The sequence below is a fragment of the Achromobacter spanius genome, assembly GCF_002812705.1.
GTDB classification, from domain to species: Bacteria; Pseudomonadota; Gammaproteobacteria; order Burkholderiales; family Burkholderiaceae_B; genus Achromobacter; species Achromobacter spanius.
Genome location: NZ_CP025030.1, coordinates 2,915,004 through 2,930,055 on the forward strand (window position 1 = coordinate 2,915,004; position 15,052 = coordinate 2,930,055).

Below are 15,052 nucleotides of genomic sequence, written 5' to 3' on the forward strand. Positions count from 1 at the left end.
GGAGGGGTGACGCGCCAGCCAGGAATATTTTTGTTAGCGGATGTTATCCACCGTCCGTGACCCCAACAAGCGCGGTAAACGGGGCCACTGAGCAGATTCGCTTTTTCGCCACAGCGCCAAACGGGCCAGGCGGACCGGCCGGCCGCCATTCTCCAGGGAAAGAATGCGATAGCATCGACATCGCGGCCATCTTCTGGATTTCCATGATTGACCGCACCGCGCGCCATGCCTGGCCGTCGGTACTGCCTCCCTTTCCTCTCATACGCCTTCGCCATGACCGCCACGACCCGAATCGCCCGCCGCCATCCCGACGACCTGATCATCGGCCTGGTGTCCGTCTCTGACCGCGCGTCCAGCGGCACCTACCAGGACCTGGGCCTGCCCGCCTTGCGCGAATGGCTGGGCTCGGCGCTGGTGTCGCCCTGGCAGGCGGTCGACCGGCTGATTCCTGACGAGCCGGCACGCATTTCCGAAACCTTGATCGAGCTTGTCGACATCTGTGGCTGCGATCTGGTCCTGACCACCGGCGGCACGGGCCCCGCCCGCCGCGACGTCACGCCCGAGGCCACCTTGGCCGTGGGCACGAAAGAGATGCCGGGTTTCGGCGAACAGATGCGCCAGATCAGCCTGCGCTTTGTGCCCACGGCGATTCTGTCGCGCCAGGTGGCGGTTATCCGGGAAACGCCTTCGCATGCGGCCCTGATCGTGAACCTGCCCGGCCAGCCGAAGTCCATTCGTGAAACCCTGGAAGGGTTGAAGGGCGATGACGGCGCCGTCATCGCGCCTGGAATTTTTGCCGCCATCCCCTACTGCATTGATCTGATCGGCGGGCCTTATGCAGAGACGCGCTCCGAGATCATCGATGCGTTCCGCCCCAAATCGGCCCGCCGCGCGCCCCAGTCCTGAGTCCTTGCCGCGCGTAGCGCTGCGTTATAGTTTTGGCCGCCCATCCACTTTTCTGCTTGAGAGTCCGCCCGTCATGAAGGTTCGCATTGCCCTGTCCCTTACCGTCCTGGCTGCCTTGTCGGCCTGCGCCAACGTCAAAGACGTGCGTGATCGCGACCCCGTTTTCTACGGTTCCACCCAGCGCACGGCCGAGGCCTACACGACCTGCGTGGCCAGCGCCTGGAAGAACATGGGCGTCAACTTTCAGCAGAAGGCAGTGCGCAATGGGTTTGAATTGATCCAGGAAGACAGCCTGGGCGTCGAAGCCGTGCTGACCACCACCACCTGGCAGGGCAAGACCGAAGTGCGCCTGTCCACGCGCATCGCCCGCCGCGACCAAAGCATCATCGAACCGGCGAACCTGTGCCTGTAAGCAAGCTGTACCCGCGCCGCGCCGTTCTGGGGCTGGGCCTGGCGGCCGCCGCCCTGGCCATGGGCCTGCCGCGCCGCGCGGCTGCCCAGCAAGGCTTCATTTCGCGCAAGCTGAATGCCCCGGTGCCGGGCGGCGTGGCCGTCTTGTCGCTGGGCGATGCCGACGTTGCGCCCGAAGTCACCTTCCAGGACCGGCGCGTGATGGTCCTGCGTGAAGAAGGCAAGCAATGGATCGCCGTGGTGGGGATTCCGCTGAGCGTGAAGCCGGGCGAGCAGCACGCCGTGGTGCGCGACGCCAACGGTGAACGCAAGCTGCCGTTCAAGGTGGGCGCCAAGGAATACGTGGCGCAGCACATCACCCTGAAGAATCGGCGTCAGGTGGATCCCAACCCGGACGACATGAAGCGCATCGAGCGCGAGCTGGCCGAGCAGGTCGCTGCCTATCGGACGTATCGCGCCGGGGTGACGCCCAGCAATGTGCTGCTGGACCGCCCCGTGAACGGCGGGCGCCTGTCCAGCCCGTTCGGGCTGCGCCGGTTTTTCAACGGCCAGGAACGCAATCCGCATTCGGGGCTGGACTTCGCCGTGCCCTCGGGCACGCCGATCAAGGCGCCGGCGGCGGGCGTGGTGGTGCTGGTGGGGGATTATTTCTTCAACGGCAAGACCGTGTTCATCGACCATGGCCAGGGCTTCATCAGCATGTTCTGCCATATGTCAGCCGTAGACGTGAAGGTGGGCGACGAGGTGCCGCGCGGTGGAGTGGTGGGCAAGGTGGGCGCCACGGGGCGCGCGACCGGGCCGCATTTGCACTGGAACATCAGCCTGAATGATGCGCGGGTGGATCCCGCCATTTTCATCGGGGCCTTCAAGCCCTGATTCCGCTGATTCAATCCCGGGCCGGCGTGCCCGGCGCACGCATCAGGCCGTGGCCGTTTGCTGCGCGATCTTGTTCAACACGTACTGATGCATGCGCTCGGCATAATCCATCTGCTGGCGCACATGGTGCTGCGCGGCCTCTTGCTCGTCCAGGCAGTTGTCGTACTTGATCTTGGCTTCGGCGTAGGTCAGGCCGGTATTGCGCAGGCTGTTGATGAACGCCTCGCGCGATTGGTGCAGCAGGCGCAGCCCTTCCTCCCCTTTCGCGAATTTTCTTCGCGCCAGGGAAAGCTGGTCAGCAGCGGCTTGCAACTCTTCTTTGAAATCCATCTTGCTTCATGCGTTTCCCGTCAGACATTGCCTGATCGGGTTGCCATTTTTTCACGAACGGACGTTCCACGCATTACGGCATGTCGCGCCGGGGCCTTAAGGGCGGTGGGCCCTGAGGCAGGCGACGAAAAGCCAGGGGGAGCCGGCCAACAGGCCGGCCCTGAGGCCCTGGCTTAACGGCGGTATTGCTGGGGACGATGGGGCGCGGGAGCGCGCTCGTCCTTGTGGCGGAAATTGATGCGGCCCTTGGTCAGGTCATAGGGCGACATTTCCAGGGTGACACGGTCACCCGCCAGGATGCGGATGCGGTGCTTGCGGATACGGCCGGAGGCGTAAGCGCCGACTTCGATGCCGTTGTCCAGTTTGACGCGGTAGCGGCTATCGGGCAGCACTTCGTCAACAATGCCATCCAATTCGATGAGTTCTTCTTTAGCCATTCTCTACTCCTTGATCAATACGCGCAGCCAGGCCGGCGGCATGACGCGCCGCACGAAGCGGCATGCGCGTTGGACACAGATAACCAGGTCCAGCGGTTGAACGTAAAACGTTCGGGCAAGCGCGGGTAAAGGCCACGGCATCCGAAGCGGATGTCTGAAATGACGGATACTCGCGCAGCGTGGGCAATGTGCGCGCGGGGCGCGGCTTGGTCGCGACGCCATGCAAATGCATGGTTCCGGAAGAAGCGGGTTGGAGCGTTTGCTGCAATGCCTTGCGGCGCGTGGGGCAGGGGTGAGGTCGCTCGGTGGGTTGATCCGTGAGGTTCCCCGGTGATGTCCACCCGGGCCATCCCGTGGGGGTAATCCAGTGGCTTATCTCAACCAAACCGGGAGCAGCCTGGGTATCTTGGGGGGTTGCCCGAAGGAGTACAGGTTGGCACGCAGAGTGACCGAAGCCCGGTTTTTGCGGAAAAATCACGGACTGATGTTACTGCAAAGCGCGCAGCTTAGCCAGTATTTATCCGCGCGAGCGGCGTGATAGTTGCTGCTGAACGACTCCGCGTTCGGGGGCGCGGCCCCGAGACCCCCGCATTGCGCGGGCTCGGGCGAGGGGGCTTCAGGGTGCGGGCTTATGTAACGGTTTGCTGGCGGGATTCGAGTTCGGCGGGAAAGTCGTCGGGGTATTGGGGCAAATCATCCGTGATGTCGAACCACGGCGCCTTGCTGGCCACATGGCAGTGCGCGGCGGGCTTGACGCCGGGGTCGTCGTCCAGCGCGCCCAGCGGCAGGCCGTAGGCGTCGGGCGCCTGGTCGAAGCGGCTGAGCAAGGGCGTGCCGCAGGCTTCGCAAAAACCCCGGTAGTTGCCCGGCGACGAGGCATACCACGTGACGTGGTTTTCGCCCTTGGTCCATTTGAAATCAACCGCTTGCACCGAGGCGCGGCTTCGAAAAGCCGCGCCGTGCGATTTGCGGCACATGACGCAGTGGCAGTTCAGGGCGTCGGTGAGGGGGCCGTCGATCTCGTAAGCCACGCGGCCGCACAGGCAGGAACCTTTGATCATGATGAGCGCCAGGCATTGGGATAACACCTCGAATATACCCGCGCCGCCCGCCGCCCGTCGCCGCAAGCCGTCCGCCTGGACGTTTATGACGGTGATCTTTCAGTTGGTTGCTGGCCCCGATTTTTATCCCTGGCGATTGGGCTTGCGGGTCATCGCGCTGTCATGCCGCGAAAACAGAATGCCGCAATGACCACATCCAAGGGGGATCAAGCGATGACAACCGCCATCGAAGTACATGCCTTGAGCAAAACGTTCCAGGCCGGGTCCAAGGCGCTGGACAACGTCAGCCTGCAAGTGGCCGACGGCGAAATGGTGGCGCTGCTGGGCGCGTCGGGTTCGGGCAAGTCCACACTGCTGCGCCATCTGGCGGGTTTTGTCGCCGGTGATGCAGGCAATTCGGGCGCGGGCAGCGTCACGGTCAATGGCCAGCTTATCCAGCGCAACGGCCGCCTTAGCCGTGACGTGCGCGCGGCGCGTGCAGGCATCGGCTTCGTGTTCCAGCAATTCAACCTGGTGGGCCGCCTGCCGGTCATCACCAACGTCTTGACCGGCATGTTGCCGCGCGTGCCGCTGTGGCGCAGCCTGACGCGCTGGTTCCTGCGCGACGAAGTGCGCCAGGGTCTGGAAGCGCTTGCCCAAGTTGGTATAGACGACTATGCATTTCAGCGCGCCTCGACGCTGTCCGGCGGCCAGCAGCAGCGCGCCGCCATCGCCCGCACGCTGGTGCAGAACGCGCGTGTGATCCTGGCCGACGAACCCATCGCGTCCTTGGACCCCGAGTCGTCGCGCCGCGTGATGGACACGCTGGCCCAGATCAACCGCAGCCGCAAGGTGGCGGTGGTGGTGTCGCTGCACCAGGTGGACGTGGCCTTGCGCTACTGCCCGCGCGTGGTGGCGCTGCGCCACGGCAAGGTCGTGTATGACGGCCGCGCCACCGACCTGACTCCCGAAATGCTGCGCGACCTGTATGGCTCGGAACTGAGCGAACTGCTGCCCGAGTACACGCAGCAGGCGCCGGCCATGCCGGCCCTGGCGCCGTTGTCCACTTTGGCGCAAGCCGCCTGATCCCTTTTTTTATTCCGCTCTTCGCGACCTCTCTGCCCCTTCCTACCCGGAGCCACCCATGCTACGCAGAACCTTCGTTACCCTGATCGCCGCCGCGGCCCTGTCCACGCAAGCCCACGCGGAAGAGGCCAAGCCCTTGAACTTCGGCATCATCTCGACCGAGTCGTCGACCAACCTGAAATCCGTCTGGCAGCCCGTCATTGACGACCTGAGCCGCGCCATCGGCGTGCCGGTCAAGCCCTTCTTCGCGTCGGACTACGCCGGCATCATCGAAGGCATGCGCTTCAACAAGGTGCAGTTGGGCTGGTTCGGCAACAAGTCGGCCATCGAAGCCGTGGACCGCGCCAAGGGCGAAGTGTTCGCCTCGGTCATCGACAAGGACGGTAACCCTGGCTACTGGTCGCTCTTGATCGTCAACAAGGACAGCAACCTGAAGACGCTGGATGACGTGTTGAAAAGCCCTGGCAAGCTGAGCTACGGCGCGGGCGACCCCAACTCCACGTCCGGCACCGCCGTGCCCGGCTACTACCTATGGGCCGCCAACAAGATCGAACCCAAGACCTTCTTCAAGACCATGCGTTCCAGCAACCATGAAACCAACTTGCTGTCGGTCATCAACAAGCAGGTGGATGTGGCCGTCAACAACACCGAAGCGCTGGAGCGCTATCGCCTGAACACGGGCAAGGACGCCAACGACAGCGTGCGCGTGCTGTGGAAGTCGCCGTTGATTCCGGCCGACCCGCTGGTCATGCGTTCCGACCTGCCCGCCGACCTGAAGGGCCGCATCCGCGACTTCTTCGTCAATTACGGCAAGGGCAAGGACGCCCAGCGCGAAATGGCCAACCTGAAGGCGCTGACCTATCAGGGCTTCCGCGCGTCCGACAACCAGCAGCTGGTGCCCATCCGCCAGATCGAGCTTGCCCGCGAAAAGGCCAAGGTCGAATCCGACACCACGCTGGGCCAGGCGGAAAAGCAACAGCAACTGGCTGACCTGGACAAGAAGCTGGCCGGCCTGGGCCAGCCTGCCGTCGCCAAGCAATAAGCACGGCGAATTGCCGACGCATCGCCGACGCATCGCCTGATGCGTCGGCCCTGCCTTTTTTGAACGCCTTCAAGCGGACCGCCCCTTCCATGAACCTTGCCACTCATTCCCCCCGCCTGCCCACCGCGCCGCGCTCGTCGTTGCCCGTGCTGCTTGTGTGGGCCGTCGTTCTCGCGCTGCTGGTCATGTCATGGCAGGGCGCGGACATGCGGCCCATGGATCTGTTGCGCGACTCGGGCAACATGGCTCAATTTGCCGCCGACTTCTTTCCGCCTAATTTTCGCGACTGGCGCATGTACCTGGACGAGATGATCGTCACCGTGCAGATCGCGGTGTGGGGCACGTTCCTGGCCATCGTGGTGGCCGTGCCGCTGGGGCTGCTGTGCTCGTCGAACATGGTGCCGGCCTGGGTCTACCAGCCGATGCGGCGCCTGATGGATGCGTGCCGCGCCATCAACGAAATGGTGTTCGCGATGCTGTTCATCGTGGCCGTGGGACTGGGCCCGTTCGCCGGCGTGCTGGCGCTGTGGGTCCACACGACCGGGGTGCTGGCCAAGCTGTTTTCGGAAGCCGTCGAAGCCATCGACCCGCGCCCCGTCGAAGGCGTGCGCGCCACCGGCGCCAATGCGCTGGAAGAAATCGTCTACGGCGTCATTCCGCAAGTGCTGCCGCTGTGGATCTCGTATTCGCTGTACCGCTTTGAATCCAACGTGCGGTCCGCGTCGGTGGTGGGCATCGTGGGTGCCGGCGGTATCGGCACCGTGCTGTGGGAAATCATCCGCAGCTTCCGCTACGCCGAAACCTGCGCGGTGATGATCATCATCGTGGCCTTCGTGGTGGCCATCGACATGCTGTCCTCGCGGATCCGGCGGGCGTTGATCTAGCTGGCCTGCCGTGCCGCCAACAGCGCCGGCAGCGCCAGCAAGCCCGCCAGGCGGGCGTTGTCGACGTCGGCGTCCGACACCTTGGGGCGCGGCATCAGGAAATTCACCGTGCCCAGGCACACGTCGTTGTAAACGACGGGGACGTTGATCACCGATTGCAGGCCCAGCTTGCGGATGGCGTCGTGGTCATTGAAGAATTCGCGGATGGCGGCTTCCCCTTCGCCCACGAACACGCGCTGTTCCAGCAACACGTGGCGGCCCCAGGGCGTGTCGCGCTTGTCCTTGCTGCCGCCCGGCGGATAGGCTTGCGGGTTGGAACTGTACAGGCGCACCACGCGCATGGCGTCGGCGTCAAAGCGGTTGACGGTGCACAGGGTGTGTTCCAGCGAGGCGTGGGCGTAGGCGTCGATGGCCTGCAAGGCCGCCGCCGAGTCGGCGGCGGCATAGGCCAGAGCGATCGCTTGCACGCCGGCCAGCGCCGGCGTCACGGAAGTCGGCTTGCCGTTCATTCAGCGGTAATTCCCAGTTCCTTGATCAGCTTGCCGTACTTGTCGGCATCGCGCGCCAGGATCTGGCCGAACTGCTCCGGCGTGGTTTCCGTCAGCAGCACGCCCATGTCGCCCATCTTCTTGATGACGTCGGGACGCTTCAGGATCAGGTTGATTTCGCGGTTCAGGCGGGCGGTAAGTTCAGGCGGCATGCCGGCGGGGCCGAAGGCGCCGTACCAGACCGACAATTCATAGCCCGGCAGCGTTTCGCCAACAGTGGGCACGTCAGGCAAGAGCGGCGAACGCTTTTCTTCAGTGACGCCCAGCAGCTTCAGCTTGTCGGTGCGCACGTGGGGCAGGGTCTGCGTGCCGGCGCTGAACAGCACCTGCGTGCGGCCGGCCACCGTGTCCAGCACGGCGGGCGCGCCACCACGGTAGGGGATGTGCATCATCTTCACACCCGCGGCCTTTTCAAACAGCGCGGCGCTCAGGTGGTTGGTGGAGCCTTGTCCCGCCGACGCATAGGCCACGGTGTCGGGGCGCTCTTTCACGTAGGCGATGAATTCCTTCACGTTCTTGGCGGGCACCGAGGGGTGCACCACCATCGTGTTCGTCACCAAGGCCAGTTCAGCGATGGGCGTGAAGTCCTTGACGCCATCGAAGGGCATGTTGGAATACAGCGCCTGGTTCATCGTGTGCGTGCTCATCGAGCCCACCAGCAGCGTGTAGCCATCGGGCTTGGCGCGCGCCACGAAGGTGGTGCCGATGTTGCCGGATGCGCCCGAGCGGTTTTCAACGATGACCGGCTGGCCAAGCGATTGGGTCAGCCCTTCGGACAGCACGCGCGCCAGGATGTCGGTGGACCCGCCCGCCGCCCACGGCACGATCAGCGTGATGGGTTTTTCAGGCCAGGCGGCCTGGGACAAGGCGGGCGTGGCCAGGGCCAGGCCCAGCGCGCACACGCGCAGCAATCGTTGGAAATTCAGCTTCATGGTGTTTACCCCTGTGAAAGTGCCGGTCTGGACGCCGGCTGGATGGAAATGGTTGATATGGGTCTGTTGATAATGTTCAGCGCCCCACGGCGTAGCCCTGCATGCCGCGCGGATTGGCCCCCGCGCGCAGCAGCAGGCCGCCGCCCGCGATGGGTTCGCGCGTGCAGGCGCTGATGCGTCCTTCGGACCAGGCCGGTCCGACCTTGACGTCGTGGCCGGCGGCGCGCAGCGCTTCGATGGTGGCCTCGGGCAAGCGTGATTCCACCGTCAGCCGGTTCAGCGTTTGCGTGCGCGGCCAGAACGAGCCCGGGAAATGATCGATGTGCCACGACGGCGCGTCGATGGCTTCTTGCAAATTCATGCCCATGGCGTGCCGCAGGAAGAACGCCACGGTCCATTGGTCCTGCTGGTCGCCGCCCGGCGTGCCGAACGCCATATAAGGTTGCCCGTCGCGCAACACCAGGCCCGGTGACAGCGTGGTGCAGGGGCGCTTGCCGGCTTGCAGTTGGCCGGGCACGCCATCGTCCAGCCAGGTCATTTGCAACCGGGTCGTCAGCGGAAAGCCCAGGCCGGGCACGACGGGGCTGGACGACAGCCAGCCGCCCGAGGGCGTGGCGGCGACCATGTTGCCGTCGCGGTCGATAACGTCGATCTGGCAGGTGTCGCCCACGAAGATTTCGCGCGCGGCCCACTCGGCCACGGGCGGCAAGGCCGCGAACGTGGGCTCGCCCACGCCGAAGCGCGTGTCGGAAGCGGCCAGCGTGCGGTCGGCGGCGCCCAGGTCAGGCAGGCGGGGGGCAAGCCCATCGGGGCTGCCGGGCCGGAGCACGGTGGACGCGGTGGTGTCGATGAGGGCAGCGCGCTCGCGCGCATAGGCGTCGCTGAGCAGTGCGGTCAAGGGCACGGGCGTGAAGTCGGGGTCGCCATACCAGGCGGCGCGGTCCGCGAACGCCAGCTTGGCCGCTTCGGCAATGCGGTGCACGAATTCGGGCGATGTGGGGTCCAGGCCTTCCATGCCCAGATGCCGCAGCATCGCTAATTGCTGCAAATGCACCGGCCCTTGCGACCATACGCCGCACTTGGCCACGGTATAGCGGCCGTACTGCGTGGTGACGGGCTCATCGTAGGTGGCGCGCCAGTCGGCCATGTCGGCCTTGCGCAGCAGTCCGCGATTGCGCTGGCCGGTGGTGTCGCGCACTTCGGCTTCGGTGTAGTAGGTGTCGATGGCGTCGGCGACAAAGCCGCGATACCAGCAGTTCAAGGCCGCATCGATGCGGCCGATGCGATCACTGCTGGCGGCATGCGCTTCATTCAGGATGCGCGTGTACGTGTCGGCGATGGCGGGCGTGCGAAACAGGGAATCCGGCGCGGGAACGCGGTCATCGGGCATCCAGACGTCGCGCGAGGTGGTCCATTCGTCACGAAACAGCGCCTGCACGGCCAGCACCGCCTGCGACACGCGCGGCACCAGCGGGAAACCGTGGCGGGCGTAGTCGATGGCGGGGCGCAGCACGTCGGCCAGTTCCCACGTGCCGTAGTCGCGCAGCAGCGTCAGCCAGGCGCCGAAAGCGCCGGGGACCGTGGCGGGCAAGAGGCCGATGCCGGGCACCATTTCCACGCCCAGCGCGCGGAACGCGGCGGGCGTGGCCAGCGCGGGGGCGGGCCCTTGGCCGCATAGCGCGCGCATGCGTTGTTCGTTTTCGCTCCAGAACAGAATGGGCACTTCGCCGCCCGGGCCGTTCAGGTGCGGCTCCACGATCTGTAGCGTGAAGCCCCCGGCCACGGCCGCGTCATAGGCGTTGCCGCCGCGTTCCAGCACCCCCATGGCCACCTGCGATGCCAGCCAATGCGTGGACGACACAACACCGAAGGTGCCGCGTATTTCAGGACGGGTGGTGAAGGAGGCGCTCATGGTGGCGGGGCGGCTGTGGGTAAGGGACGAGAAGAAGTATAGGGTTGTGAAATAACTGGAATCATCTTTGTTGGCATAATCCAATAACTGTTTGGTTATAGAGAAAGCCATGAGCTGGGATGCTGCCCGTCTGTCCAACCGCCTGAAACACCGCCACCTGGTCTTGCTGACCAACATCGCCAAGCACGGTTCGCTGACGCGCGTGGCGGCGGCCACCGGCATCAGCCAGCCCGCCGTGACCAAGGCGCTGGCCGAGCTTGAGGATATTTTCGGCGGGCCCTTGTTCCTGCGCAGCGGGCGCGGGCTGCTGCCCACGGCGCTGGGCAATCTGGCCCTGGTCCGCGCGCGGCACATGCAGAGCGACCTGGACCTGTGGGCGCGTGAAGTCGAAGCCCTGCATGCGGGCCATTCGGCGCATCTGAACGTGGGCGTGGTGCCCTATGTGTCCAGCGCCTTGCTCACCACCGCCATCAGCCGCCTGCACCAGCGCTATGGCGTCACGCTGACGCTGCACCGCGCCACCACGGACCACTTGGTGCCCATGCTGCGCCGCCATGAGCTGGACTGCATCATCAGCCGCGCCACGTCCACGGTGACGCTGGACGACCTGATCCACCGCGTGCTGTACCGCCAGCGGCCGCGCTTGATCGCGCATAGCCGCCTGGCGCAACGCCTGGCGCGGCGCCGGCCCGATTGGGCGGGGGTGGCCGCCATGGACTGGGTGCTGCCGGCCGCCAACACGCCCACGCGGCAATTGATCGTTGAACACTTCATCCGCGCGGGTCTGCGTCCGCCGTCGCCGGTGCTGGAGGCCTATTCCACGGATGTCATCGAAGGCATGCTGACCATGAACGAGGCGCTGATTTCAGTGGTGCCGGAAGACATCGCGCGCGAGCTTTGCCAGCGCGGCAAGCTGGGCATGCTGCCTTGGGATTTCGGTTGGGAACTGCCGCCCATCAACCTGATCCGCCGCAAGCGCGAACAGGTGCTGGCGGCGGAAGAGCGCTTTTCCGAAATCCTGCTGGACTTGTGCGTGGACGCCGGGCTGCCGGAAGGCGCGGGTTTCGGGGCGCCTGCGGCGGCTTGAACCCTGGATAGCGGGTTTCGCTGGGCCAATCGCTTCAGCGTGCCCGCCGCGTCATTCGGCTAGCCGCGTCAGCTAACCACGTTAGACAGCCCCTTCAGCCCGCCAACGCCCGGCGTGCAATGCCCAGCAAGGCCGCCGCCGCGACATCATGCGCGGCATCGTTGCTGATCCGCGTGTAGGCGCAGTGCGGCGGAATGGCAAAGGCCTGTGCCGCGCGCGTCAGCCGCTCCTGAATCTGGTCCGCGCTTTCGCGGCCCCGGCCCGCCAGCCGTTGCGCAAGCACGGATGGGTCCACGGTGACTTCCACGGCGGTCAATGCCGGGTAGCGCTGATGCGCCGCTGCCAGATGCTCGCGCGAACCGTTCACGATCACCGCCGCGCCACAGGCCAGCCAGGTATCGATCTCGATGCCGATGCCGTATTGCAAGCCATGGCTGGCCCAACGCAGGGCGAAGCAACCCAGCGCCGCGCGTCGCGCGAACTCTTCCGGCGTCAAGGCCAGCGCGTCTTCCGTGCCGCCGCTATCGCGGGTGATGTAGCGGTGCGCCACCAACACGGGTTCTTCTGCATGCAGATGCGCGCGCAGCCAGCGCAGCAAAGTGTCCTTGCCGCTGCCCGATGCACCCATCAGGTAGATCAGGCGCGCACCGTCGGCGGGCGGCAAGGGGGGGGCGGGCGTGGTCATGGCGCGGCGGGGCCTTGCAGGGCAGGCGCGCCGACGGCGTCGGACTGCGTGCCGTCAAAATGGTAGTGGCGCGCTGCGACAAAATCGGCGCCAGGTTCTGACTGCACGAAGAGGCTGACGCTGGATACGGGCATCGCCTGGCCGCGCAGCGGGTCGGCAAAGGCGGCGATGCGGCGTTGCGCCTGCTCCAGCGCATCGCCCTCCAGCTTGCCGGTCAGCGTGATGTGAAAGGTGTAGGTGTCGAAGACATACGGGTAGCCCCAACGCGCCAGCATCGCCTGTTGTTCGGGCGTCAGGGCATGGGGTTGGCGCCGCGCGATTTCCTCGGGCGTGGGCGGGGCACGAAAGACGTCCAGCGCCTGCACGGCGGCGTCGGCCAACGCCTGGATGCGGGCCTGGCCTGGTGTGTCCGCGTCCGCAATGCGCCAGGCCAGAAAGCCGCGCAGCGTTTCGCATTCCAGCGCCAAGCCAAAGGGGCTGATGCCGTCGACCAGCTTTCTTACTGCCGCGTCCAGCGCCTGCGGCGTGGCGCCGGAGGCCAGCCGGAAGGGCGGCTTCAGGGTGGCGTGCAGGCCGTAGTGGCGCGGTGCGTCGGTCCAGTCGCGCGCGGCATCGGGCTGACCCGGCAAGGGCGGCAGCAGGGCGCCCGTGTCCGCGCAGCGGCCCAGCCAGCGGCTGCCGCATTCGCGCCACGGTCCACTGGGCGACAGGTACAAGGCGTAGCGGTGGGCAAGCGGCATGATCAAGCCGCCATGCGTTGGCTGTGGCCGTCGCCGAACACGCGCGTGGCGTAGCGCAGTTCGCCGCCGACAATGGCCGCCACCACGCGCGGCAAGCCCGGCACGTTGTCGTCCACCACGATGGCGTCGGCGATCAGGCCCGGCGCCAGTGCGCCACGGTCTTTCAAGCCGGCGGCGCGCGCGGGGTTCATCGACACCAGGTTCCAGGCCTGCGCCAGCGGCAGCACGCCGTCTTGCACCAGACGCATCACGGCGGCCAGCGGGGCGGGGTAGTAGTAGTCGGACGTCAGGATGTCGCACAGGCCCGCCTGCACCATCTCGGTGGCGCTGGGCGCGCCGGTATGGCTGCCGCCGCGCACGACGTTGGGCGCGCCGAACACCACGGAATTGCCCAGCTCGCGGGCCACGCAGGCGGCTTCACGGGTCAGCGGAAACTCGGCCACGCCGCAGCCCAGTTGATGGTAGTAGCGGCGCGTGGCGGCGTCGGGATCATCATGCGAGGCGACCTTCAAGCCGGCCGCTTGCGCGCACACCGTCAGGTCGCGCATGGCGTCGGCCACGGAATCCGCCGCCGACATCGCGGCGCGGATGCGTTGCTGGAAGGTGTCCAGATCGCATTCCGCGCGGTTGGCGTACTGCATCAGCTTGCGGTCGTCGCCCAGGCGGCGGGCCATGCCGGGCAAGTGGTCGTTCAGCGCCAAAAAGCGCACACGGCCGTCGCGGATCCACTGTTGGGCCAGTTCTACGCCGCCCACATGGTGCGTTTCAAAGCGCAGATGCACATAGTGCCGTGCGCCCATCATTGGCTGCATGCGCTCCAGCGCATCGAACATGCGTTCGGCATAGGCCTCGCCGCGCAGCCCGCCTTCCCAGGACAGCGTCACGCCGTGGAATTCGGTGGTGATGCCATTGGCCAGCAATTGGCGGTCTACGTCGAACAAGGCGCTGTCATACGGAAAGGTGACACTGGGGCGGGGCATGATGGCGCGTTCGAAAGCGTCGCCGTGCAGGTCCACGATGCCGGGCAGCACCAGCAGTTGGCCGGCGTCGAACCACGGCGCGCCACGGGCGGGCGAGCCGCCGCCGTCGTCGATGAGTCCGCCCTGAAAGCGCAGGCTGGCTTGTTCGACGCCACGCGGCGTCAGGATGCGTTGGCCTGTAACACCGGCCAAGGGCGAAGGGGCGTGTGAGTTCATGGTGTGAACGTTATCGATTTTGCATGACAACCAGATGTCTAGATGAGTTAACGCTTGTCGGCCCAAGAAGGGCCGTGAAGCTTAGCTGTCGTCCGCCACCATCAGTTGCACCAGATCGCCCACAAAGCGGGTGATGCTGTATTGCAGCGGGGCGCCGTCCTGATCCACGTTCAAGGCCTCGATCTGCAAAATGGGCCGGGTTTTGGGCTGGCCCAGCAGGCGCGCGACTTCCGGCGTGGGCAGCGCGGCGGTAATGCGCGACCATTTGCGCGTGTAATCGCCAATGCCGTAGTGCGCGTACACCTTGGACACCGAGCGCAACGCGGTCAGGCGGTCGGCAAAATCCGGGAACCGCTTTTCGTCGAAAAAGTGTTCAGAGGCGCTGATGGGGCGGTTTTCAGCCTTGCCCACGATTTGCACGCGCAACAGCGGGGCGGTGCGGGTCAGGCCCAGGTGCTTGGCAATATCAGCCGCGCGCAAGGTTTGGCTGCCCAATACTTCCTGGTGGCCCAGCATGCCCTGGCTGCGCAGGTTTTCGGAAAAGCGCGTGCGCTTGCCGATGGCGTAGTCAATGGCGTGCTCTTGCACGAACGTGCCACGGCCCTGTTCGATGCGGACCAGCCCACTTTGCTCCAGCTCGCCCATGGCGCGCCGGATGGTGTGGCGGTTGACCGAAAACTTGGCGGCCAGTTCGGGCTCGGAGGGCAGTTGCTCGCCCGCCAGATAGAGCTTGTTGCGGATGTCGTCCGCCAGGGACTCCCCGATTTGCCGCCAGACGGCGATGCCGGAACCTCTTTCAACCATGGGGTCTGCTCGTGCTGTCATATCAGCTTCATGAAGAATGGCTGTGATTGTGCCCGATGCGGCGCGCGCCGGATAGGCGCTGCGCATTCACCGCAACTGTCATCAAAAATTCACGCCAGCCTGTTGAACTTCAATT

Annotated in this window: 18 protein-coding genes; 8 read left to right on the forward strand and 10 right to left on the reverse strand. The window is 65.6% G+C overall.

Features of this window, described 5'->3' with window-relative positions; all coding sequences use genetic code 11:
- Positions 1–273 precede the first annotated feature (273 nt).
- From mog to CVS48_RS13225, 3 genes are all read left to right on the forward strand, one after another.
- Entirely contained in the window at positions 274–906 is a 633-nt protein-coding gene (mog, locus tag CVS48_RS13215; protein WP_167400991.1) for a molybdopterin adenylyltransferase, read from the forward strand.
- Positions 907–979: 73 nt separating this feature from the next.
- The gene (locus tag CVS48_RS13220; RefSeq protein WP_100854851.1) at positions 980–1,318 is read left to right on the forward strand and encodes a hypothetical protein; all 339 of its coding nucleotides are present in this window, start codon (positions 980–982) and stop codon (positions 1,316–1,318) included.
- A gap of 59 nt (positions 1,319–1,377) precedes the next feature.
- The gene (locus tag CVS48_RS13225; protein WP_100857643.1) at positions 1,378–2,193 is read left to right on the forward strand and encodes a peptidoglycan DD-metalloendopeptidase family protein; all 816 of its coding nucleotides are present in this window, start codon (positions 1,378–1,380) and stop codon (positions 2,191–2,193) included.
- 42 nt (positions 2,194–2,235) lie between these two features.
- Here the strand turns inward: CVS48_RS13225 and CVS48_RS13230 are convergent, their stop codons facing one another.
- The 3 genes from CVS48_RS13230 to CVS48_RS13240 form a co-directional block, all read right to left on the reverse strand.
- Entirely contained in the window at positions 2,236–2,523 is a 288-nt protein-coding gene (locus CVS48_RS13230) for a hypothetical protein (RefSeq protein ID WP_100854852.1), read from the reverse strand.
- A gap of 173 nt (positions 2,524–2,696) precedes the next feature.
- Complete coding sequence (gene infA, locus CVS48_RS13235; RefSeq protein ID WP_006221179.1) at positions 2,697–2,960, reverse strand: translation initiation factor IF-1; 264 nt, start codon at positions 2,958–2,960, stop codon at positions 2,697–2,699.
- Positions 2,961–3,589: 629 nt separating this feature from the next.
- Positions 3,590–4,021: a GFA family protein gene (locus tag CVS48_RS13240; RefSeq protein ID WP_100854853.1), complete on the reverse strand. Its 432-nt coding sequence runs from the start codon at positions 4,019–4,021 to the stop codon at positions 3,590–3,592.
- On the opposite strand from CVS48_RS13240, the gene CVS48_RS13245 reads away from it, so the two are divergent.
- The 4 genes from CVS48_RS13245 to phnE all read left to right on the forward strand — a co-directional run bounded on the left by CVS48_RS13245 (position 4,020) and on the right by phnE (position 7,012).
- Positions 4,020–4,211, forward strand: a complete 192-nt coding sequence (locus CVS48_RS13245; protein WP_126376186.1) for a hypothetical protein — start codon at positions 4,020–4,022, stop codon at positions 4,209–4,211. The genes CVS48_RS13240 and CVS48_RS13245 overlap by 2 nt on opposite strands.
- A gap of 23 nt (positions 4,212–4,234) precedes the next feature.
- Complete coding sequence (gene phnC, locus CVS48_RS13250) at positions 4,235–5,086, forward strand: phosphonate ABC transporter ATP-binding protein (protein WP_100857644.1); 852 nt, start codon at positions 4,235–4,237, stop codon at positions 5,084–5,086.
- A 58-nt stretch (positions 5,087–5,144) separates the two neighbouring features.
- Complete coding sequence (gene phnD / locus CVS48_RS13255; RefSeq protein WP_100854855.1) at positions 5,145–6,128, forward strand: phosphonate ABC transporter substrate-binding protein; 984 nt, start codon at positions 5,145–5,147, stop codon at positions 6,126–6,128.
- 89 nt (positions 6,129–6,217) lie between these two features.
- Positions 6,218–7,012 carry a phosphonate ABC transporter, permease protein PhnE gene (gene phnE / locus CVS48_RS13260; RefSeq protein WP_100854856.1) on the forward strand — a complete coding sequence of 265 codons (795 nt, stop codon included), beginning with the start codon at positions 6,218–6,220 and terminating at the stop codon, positions 7,010–7,012.
- On the opposite strand, the gene CVS48_RS13265 is transcribed toward phnE, so the two are convergent.
- The 3 genes from CVS48_RS13265 to CVS48_RS13275 all read right to left on the reverse strand — a co-directional run bounded on the left by CVS48_RS13265 (position 7,009) and on the right by CVS48_RS13275 (position 10,404).
- The gene (locus CVS48_RS13265) at positions 7,009–7,521 is read right to left on the reverse strand and encodes a GAF domain-containing protein (RefSeq protein WP_100854857.1); all 513 of its coding nucleotides are present in this window, start codon (positions 7,519–7,521) and stop codon (positions 7,009–7,011) included. The two genes, phnE and CVS48_RS13265, sit on opposite strands and share 4 nt — an antisense overlap.
- A complete protein-coding gene (locus tag CVS48_RS13270; protein WP_100854858.1) occupies positions 7,518–8,492 on the reverse strand; it encodes a Bug family tripartite tricarboxylate transporter substrate binding protein in 975 nt (324 codons plus the stop codon). Before CVS48_RS13270 ends, CVS48_RS13265 begins: the two co-directional genes overlap by 4 nt.
- 76 nt (positions 8,493–8,568) lie before the next feature.
- A complete protein-coding gene (locus tag CVS48_RS13275) occupies positions 8,569–10,404 on the reverse strand; it encodes a gamma-glutamyltransferase family protein (protein WP_100854859.1) in 1,836 nt (611 codons plus the stop codon).
- A 109-nt stretch (positions 10,405–10,513) separates the two neighbouring features.
- Between CVS48_RS13275 and CVS48_RS13280 the strand changes: the two genes are divergently transcribed.
- Positions 10,514–11,491 (forward strand): LysR family transcriptional regulator, encoded by a 978-nt coding sequence (locus tag CVS48_RS13280; protein ID WP_100854860.1) that lies wholly within the window; start codon positions 10,514–10,516, stop codon positions 11,489–11,491.
- Between the two features lie 94 nt (positions 11,492–11,585).
- Here CVS48_RS13280 and phnN read toward each other — a convergent pair whose 3' ends face one another.
- The 4 genes from phnN to phnF all read right to left on the reverse strand — a co-directional run bounded on the left by phnN (position 11,586) and on the right by phnF (position 14,916).
- Positions 11,586–12,176, reverse strand: coding sequence for a phosphonate metabolism protein/1,5-bisphosphokinase (PRPP-forming) PhnN (gene phnN / locus CVS48_RS13285; RefSeq protein ID WP_100854861.1), 591 nt, complete (start codon positions 12,174–12,176; stop codon positions 11,586–11,588).
- The gene (locus tag CVS48_RS13290) at positions 12,173–12,916 is read right to left on the reverse strand and encodes a DUF1045 domain-containing protein (protein WP_100854862.1); all 744 of its coding nucleotides are present in this window, start codon (positions 12,914–12,916) and stop codon (positions 12,173–12,175) included. Before CVS48_RS13290 ends, phnN begins: the two co-directional genes overlap by 4 nt.
- A 2-nt stretch (positions 12,917–12,918) precedes the next feature.
- Positions 12,919–14,112: an alpha-D-ribose 1-methylphosphonate 5-triphosphate diphosphatase gene (locus CVS48_RS13295; protein ID WP_100854863.1), complete on the reverse strand. Its 1,194-nt coding sequence runs from the start codon at positions 14,110–14,112 to the stop codon at positions 12,919–12,921.
- Between the two features lie 81 nt (positions 14,113–14,193).
- Positions 14,194–14,916, reverse strand: coding sequence for a phosphonate metabolism transcriptional regulator PhnF (phnF, locus tag CVS48_RS13300; RefSeq protein WP_100854864.1), 723 nt, complete (start codon positions 14,914–14,916; stop codon positions 14,194–14,196).
- Positions 14,917–15,052 lie beyond the last annotated feature (136 nt).

Bases quoted from the DNA above. Each gene is read 5' to 3' on its own strand.
- mog (WP_167400991.1), top strand. From the start codon at position 274: ATGACCGCCACGACCCGAATCGCCCGCCGCCATCCCGACGACCTGATC.
- CVS48_RS13220 (WP_100854851.1), top strand. From the start codon at position 980: ATGAAGGTTCGCATTGCCCTGTCCCTTACCGTCCTGGCTGCCTTGTCG.
- CVS48_RS13225 (WP_100857643.1), top strand. From the start codon at position 1,378: ATGGGCCTGCCGCGCCGCGCGGCTGCCCAGCAAGGCTTCATTTCGCGC.
- CVS48_RS13230 (WP_100854852.1), bottom strand. From the start codon at position 2,523: ATGGATTTCAAAGAAGAGTTGCAAGCCGCTGCTGACCAGCTTTCCCTG.
- infA (WP_006221179.1), bottom strand. From the start codon at position 2,960: ATGGCTAAAGAAGAACTCATCGAATTGGATGGCATTGTTGACGAAGTG.
- CVS48_RS13245 (WP_126376186.1), top strand. From the start codon at position 4,020: ATGATGAGCGCCAGGCATTGGGATAACACCTCGAATATACCCGCGCCG.
- CVS48_RS13240 (WP_100854853.1), bottom strand. From the start codon at position 4,021: ATGATCAAAGGTTCCTGCCTGTGCGGCCGCGTGGCTTACGAGATCGAC.
- phnC (WP_100857644.1), top strand. From the start codon at position 4,235: ATGACAACCGCCATCGAAGTACATGCCTTGAGCAAAACGTTCCAGGCC.
- phnD (WP_100854855.1), top strand. From the start codon at position 5,145: ATGCTACGCAGAACCTTCGTTACCCTGATCGCCGCCGCGGCCCTGTCC.
- phnE (WP_100854856.1), top strand. From the start codon at position 6,218: ATGAACCTTGCCACTCATTCCCCCCGCCTGCCCACCGCGCCGCGCTCG.
- CVS48_RS13265 (WP_100854857.1), bottom strand. From the start codon at position 7,521: ATGAACGGCAAGCCGACTTCCGTGACGCCGGCGCTGGCCGGCGTGCAA.
- CVS48_RS13270 (WP_100854858.1), bottom strand. From the start codon at position 8,492: ATGAAGCTGAATTTCCAACGATTGCTGCGCGTGTGCGCGCTGGGCCTG.
- CVS48_RS13275 (WP_100854859.1), bottom strand. From the start codon at position 10,404: ATGAGCGCCTCCTTCACCACCCGTCCTGAAATACGCGGCACCTTCGGT.
- CVS48_RS13280 (WP_100854860.1), top strand. From the start codon at position 10,514: ATGAGCTGGGATGCTGCCCGTCTGTCCAACCGCCTGAAACACCGCCAC.
- phnN (WP_100854861.1), bottom strand. From the start codon at position 12,176: ATGACCACGCCCGCCCCCCCCTTGCCGCCCGCCGACGGTGCGCGCCTG.
- CVS48_RS13290 (WP_100854862.1), bottom strand. From the start codon at position 12,916: ATGCCGCTTGCCCACCGCTACGCCTTGTACCTGTCGCCCAGTGGACCG.
- CVS48_RS13295 (WP_100854863.1), bottom strand. From the start codon at position 14,112: ATGAACTCACACGCCCCTTCGCCCTTGGCCGGTGTTACAGGCCAACGC.
- phnF (WP_100854864.1), bottom strand. From the start codon at position 14,916: ATGGTTGAAAGAGGTTCCGGCATCGCCGTCTGGCGGCAAATCGGGGAG.